Annotated in this window: 5 protein-coding genes; 1 reads left to right on the plus strand and 4 read right to left on the minus strand. The window is 37.0% G+C overall.

What is annotated here, in order from left to right:
* Window positions 1-90: 90 nt before the first annotated feature.
* The gene (locus tag BAZSYMA_RS07150) at window positions 91-414 is read left to right on the plus strand and encodes a DUF2927 domain-containing protein (protein WP_241502581.1); all 324 of its coding nucleotides are present in this window, start codon (window positions 91-93) and stop codon (window positions 412-414) included.
* 18 nt (window positions 415-432) lie between these two features.
* On the opposite strand, the gene dinG is transcribed toward BAZSYMA_RS07150, so the two are convergent.
* From dinG to BAZSYMA_RS07175, 4 genes are all read right to left on the minus strand, one after another.
* Window positions 433-2,487: an ATP-dependent DNA helicase DinG gene (gene dinG / locus BAZSYMA_RS07155; protein WP_090717165.1), complete on the minus strand. Its 2,055-nt coding sequence runs from the start codon at window positions 2,485-2,487 to the stop codon at window positions 433-435.
* On the minus strand, window positions 2,488-3,459 hold the full coding sequence (locus BAZSYMA_RS07160) for a polyprenyl synthetase family protein (RefSeq protein ID WP_090717168.1): 972 nt from the start codon (window positions 3,457-3,459) through the stop codon (window positions 2,488-2,490).
* Between the two features lie 6 nt (window positions 3,460-3,465).
* Window positions 3,466-4,083 carry a 23S rRNA (uridine(2552)-2'-O)-methyltransferase RlmE gene (rlmE, locus tag BAZSYMA_RS07165; protein ID WP_090717170.1) on the minus strand — a complete coding sequence of 206 codons (618 nt, stop codon included), beginning with the start codon at window positions 4,081-4,083 and terminating at the stop codon, window positions 3,466-3,468.
* 541 nt (window positions 4,084-4,624) lie between these two features.
* Entirely contained in the window at window positions 4,625-5,377 is a 753-nt protein-coding gene (locus tag BAZSYMA_RS07175) for a hypothetical protein (RefSeq protein WP_090717176.1), read from the minus strand.
* Window positions 5,378-5,468 lie beyond the last annotated feature (91 nt).

The following is a 5,468-nucleotide window of genomic DNA, read 5'->3' on the forward strand; positions in this document are numbered from 1 at the left end:
ATATGACTAGTAAGGTAAAACATTGAAAATGAGTCAAATTGTTTATTATCCTTTAGGCATAAAGCATACCAACTAATTGGCGCAACTGTTATTATTCCTGTTGACCATGCAATGCGTTACGGTTTACTACCTGCTTGTGTAGTGGAAGAGCTCACTCAGGCCATGGGGCTACCAAACGATTCTGATTGGGTTAATCCTTCGGTGGCAAATGACAAAAGTATCTTAGATTTATTAACAGGACTTGATTACTTGATGCTAAAAATATTGTATGACAAACGCCTTGTTGTTGGTTTGGATGTTGGGCAAAGTAGCGCTATAGTTGATACTATATTATTTGATTTTGAGCAACAAAACTTAATCAAGAATTCTGTATTAAAATCAAGAGAACTCCGACTCAGCAAACAGTTGGAGTAAAAAAATAAGAATTGCTTTTTATTCAACGACTATATTGTAATTGGGTAGGGCGTTGAGGAGTTGTTTGCCGTAGAATTTAGTGACAAGTCGATTATCAAAAATGGTGATTTTGCCTGTATCAGTTTCAGTACGAATCAATCTACCGCAGGCTTGAATGAGTTTGAGCGAAGCATCAGGTAGGGATATCTCCATAAATGGGTTGCGTTTTTGTGATTCTAAGTAGTCTGCTAGTGTCTTGTCAATCGGTGAGGTAGGCACATTAAAGCGTAGTTTTACAATAATCACATGGGTAAGATTGTCGCCTTTGAGGTCTACGCCTTCGGCAAAACTATCCAGTCCAAAAATCACACTAGCTTGATTTTTTTGTCGCAAATTAATGTGTTTTTCTAAAATCCCTTTTTTTGAGAATTCGCCTTGCACCAATAAATGTGGTCCAAGCTTGTTTTCAACCAAGTCTGCCACCATTTGCATTTGTTTGTTTGAAGCGAACAATACCAGTGTGCCTTGATTGGGATCAATGCGCTGTAATAGTTGTGTGGCAACTTCTTGTGTGTGCTCATAGACTTGTTGAGGTGCAGCCTTAAATTTGGCAATTACGAAATCTACCTGTTCAAAAGAAAAAGGCGATGGTAGGCGCAAATATTGGTTTTGTGTTTTCACCAAACCTAATTGTTTATTTAGCCTGTCAAAACTACCTAGTGAAGATAGCGTGGCAGAAGTTAAGACACAACCTGCTGCCTTGGACCAAATTAGAGTATCTAAGTTAGTAGAGATATCTGTTTGTGCGCTACAAAGGCTATAGCTGGTCTTTTTATTAGAGATATTTTTTTCAATCCAGCGAGAATAAGGTGATTTTTTAGCATCATCATCAGTTCTTAAAAATGATAAGAATAGCTCAACAATATTGATTAAATGTTGTTCGCATTCGCCAAGGGCGTTATTCAGTGGGCTAGCAATATGCTTATCAATGGGTTTTATTTTTAAGTAATCTTCCCATGATTTTTTCAAGATGATGAATTTGTTTAGAGTGTGGGTGATTAAGGTGTTGAGTTGTGTGCTAATTTTAGCAATACCACTATCAATTTGTCCTTGATTAAACAGGTATACATTTTCATCAAAAGACAGCGATTTTAATAAGCTACTCAAGTCTTGTAAGTAGCCATCTATTTGTTTAATATCAATTTCAATCGGATCTTGTTCGGTGAGTTTGGCGATTTGTTCACTGAGTCCTTTGGCTTGACGAAGGCTACTTTTGATAAATTCGGTATTGGTGCTCAGCGAAAAGTGCGATAAGGCTTTAGTATTTAGATGGTGCGCTTCATCAAAAATAAATATACTATCTGCCACATCAGGTAGCACTGTATTTCCTGTTGATAAATCTGCTAATACTAAGTCGTGGTTGGCAATAATCACATCAGCTTGGGCGATTTTTTTTCGTGCTTTAAAAAAAGCACAATTTTGATAAAATTCACAGTTTTTCACAGTGCAAGTGAAACGATTACAGGCAATTTTTTGCCACAGCATAGTCTCAGGAGTTTTGGTTAAATCATCAATCTCGCCATTCCATTTTTTTGCTGCGTAGTCATCGTGTAAATGGTTTAATGCTCTTAATTGATACTGGTTAGGGGGTTCGTCAAATAATAAATCGGTGTTAAGTGGCAGCTCTTCGCTAGCGTTATCTTGTGCTAAATTAATCAAATCTCGAATACATACATAACGAGAACGCCCTTTAGCCAATGTGTATTCAAAATCCACTGTGCAATATTTTTGCGCTTTGGGTAAGTCTTTTAACAACAGTTGCTCTTGTAAGGCAACATTTGCACTAGAAACAATCAGCGTTTTTTTGCTGAATTTAGCAATAGGGATACTACTTAGTAGGTAAGCAAAAGTCTTACCTGTGCCAGTTGGCGCTTCTACGCATAGAATTTTGTTGCTATCGTATTCTCCAGCTAAAGTTTTGGAGATTTCTGCAATCATTTTGTTTTGTGAGCTGCGTACTTGAAAGCCATCCATATCTTCTTTTAACGCAATAAACGAATCACGGATTTTGGCTTTTAACTCGTCAGAAAGCATTTAAGATTTTCTTTGCAAGGATAGATCGCAAAGCAAAATAAGTGCTTCTTTGTATTTAGAATCTTGTAAAGAGTCTAATGATTTTTTTGCAAGGTCGGCTGATTTCTGCGCTTGTTTGCGGGTGTAATCAAAAGCATTCACTGATTGTAAAATATCAAGGATCTGTTCAATTTTAGAATTGTCTGCGTTATTAATGGCGTCTTTTAGCAGTTGCCTGTCTTCGGCAACCGTATTTTTGAGTGCATAAATTATCGGTAGTGTGGTTTTACCTTCACTTAAATCATCACCAACTTCTTTACCCATAGTCTCAGCATTAGACTGGTAATCCAACACATCGTCGATAATTTGAAAGGCATTACCGAGATGCAAGCCGTAATTTTTTAGCGCTTGTTCTTGTACTTTGTCTATATTTGATAAAAGTCCACCAATTTGTGTTGCTACTTGAAATAATACCGCTGTTTTGCGTTCAATGACTTGATAATATTCTTCTTCAGTAAGGGCAGAATTTTGACAATTTAGCAGTTGTAACACCTCACCTTGTGCAATTTCATTAGTGGCTTTAGATAGAATTGTCATAATGCGCATTGAATCAGATTTAACCATCATTTCGAACGCACGAGAATAAAGGAAGTCACCTACCAGCACGCTGGCAGCATTACCCCAAACCTTGTTGGCAGTTTCTTTGCCACGGCGTGACTTAGACTCATCAACAATATCATCGTGTAATAAGGTAGCGGTATGAATAAGTTCAATCACTACTGCCATTAAATGATGATGCTCACCTTGGTAATGGGTGGCACGTGCACATAACAACAACAACAGCGGACGCAAACGCTTACCGCCAGCGTTAATAATATAACCACTCATCTGATTGATAAGTGCCACATTAGAGCCCAGATGTTCAATTAATACTTGGTCAGTTTTATTAATGTCATTTTGAATTAGATTTTGAATATCTTCAAAGGTGTTCATAGGTGTTTATTTTAAACTATTGGCTAATAGATATACTTCTTTAGAGCGTGCGCGTGATGCCTTGGGTTTGCGAATGACTACTTTGTTAAAAGCCACTCGAGCAGCCTTGACATACTCATCAAAGCCCACACCTTGAAAGACTTTAACAAAGAAGTAACCTTGTGGTGTGAGTGTTTTTATTGCCAAATCTAGTGCTAATTCGCACAGATACATAGATTTTGGAATATCAACAGAGAGTTGTCCACTCATATTTGGTGCCATATCGCTAAGCACTATATCAACTTTTTTGCCTTTTGTGAGTGCGAGTAATGCTTCGTAAACTTCAATTTTAGTAAAGTCACCACGCAGGAAATCCACACCATCAATGGGTTTAATATTCAAAATATCGCTAGCAATCACTTGTCCTTTTCTGCCAACCATTTTAATTGCAACTTGACTCCAGCCACCAGGGGCAGCGCCTAAATCCAAGACCACATTGCCAGATTTGATAAATTTGTCTTTATCATTGATTTCAGTTAGTTTATAAACTGCCCGCGAGCGATAACCCTCCTTTTGTGCGCGTTTTACATACTCATCATTTAGATGTTCATTCATCCAGCGATCAGAAGATCCTTTTTTTGTCATATTAAATTAATATTTAATGGGAGACCTTTGTATAAATAGGAATAATCATCAAAAACCCACTTTTCACCCAATTGTCGATTTTTCCAGCGACACCCAGCAGTCCTCTAGGAGGGTAAACCCAGCCTTAGCCCTGCTAGGACAAGCTTTAAAGAAATCACCAATTGGGCAAAAATTGGCTTTTGCCAATCACCTCTATTTTATACAAAGGCCTCAATAATATCATTGTCGTTTATTCATATTTATTAAGGGGTGGAAATATATGGATATCTATTTCTTTGCACTGCACTTCTAGGCTGGCTGGCTAAACCCCTCCTTTCGATAACATTGCTTTCGCTTTTATTTATACCTGCAAAATCAATAACTTTTGTATCGGTTTTGCTAAATAGTATATAAAATTTTCCTGAATTATTGTCAACAATAGAGTTTGTCGTATAGGCGCTAATAATCAGATTATCTACAGATACCAAAAAACCCCAGTACAATTTATGTATTTCATGAATTGTACTGGGGGTTTTTGTAGGAATCCTAAACTAATCAATTACTATAAAATAGCAAGGTCTTGCACCTCATTCCAGTTATTTCCACTAATATCAGCAACTATTGACTCGTTAACAGTTTTGTAGCATCCCGTGCTGTTAAAATATGGAGTTTCTTCTGTATTTTGATCAATCAAGATATCATTAATACCATAGCTGATAAAAACATCAGTAAGATTAATTCCTTCTTCAGTATACCAAGTTCCTTCCGTTGTATTTTGATAAATCAAGATATCATCAGTGCTATCGCTGACAGAATCCTCAGTAAGTTTATACTGAGTTCCTTCTGTATTTTGATCAATCAAGGTACCATTAGTCATATCGATAACAAGAACATTAGTATCATAGGCGGTAGAATCATCAGTAACATCAATCCCTTCTCCAGTGCCTTTGTTATTAAAATCTTCTTGTGTTTTGTCGTTGGCTTGATTGTCATTATGCTTGTCTTCTGTTTTAGCAATAGCGTCGTCAGCAGCTTCAATGGTATTTTTGGCGATTTCAGCAGAAGCATCAGCTTTTGCAATAGCGTCTTTTGCTAGAATGGCATAATAATCAGCCTTTTTAATAGAATAATCGTCTCCGTCGCGTTTAGCAACTTGAGCAGTTTCATTAGCATGTTCAATAGTGACTTGGGCGGCGTGAGCGTCTTTATCGGCTTCAGCATCAGCATTAGCTATTTTAGTGGTGTCTTCAACAGTTGCTCTCTTATAACTACAGGCTATTTCTATTTTAGTGCTTTTATCGTCTTTATATGTCATTTGTTATTCCCTCTTATTGGTTATGTTAAAAATTGGCTCTTGTTAAAAACAAGTGGGTAAAAACCCATTAACCCGATTTAAATCCAACTTT

Source organism: Bathymodiolus azoricus thioautotrophic gill symbiont, assembly GCF_001298715.1.
Taxonomy (GTDB): domain Bacteria; phylum Pseudomonadota; class Gammaproteobacteria; order PS1; family Pseudothioglobaceae; genus Thiodubiliella.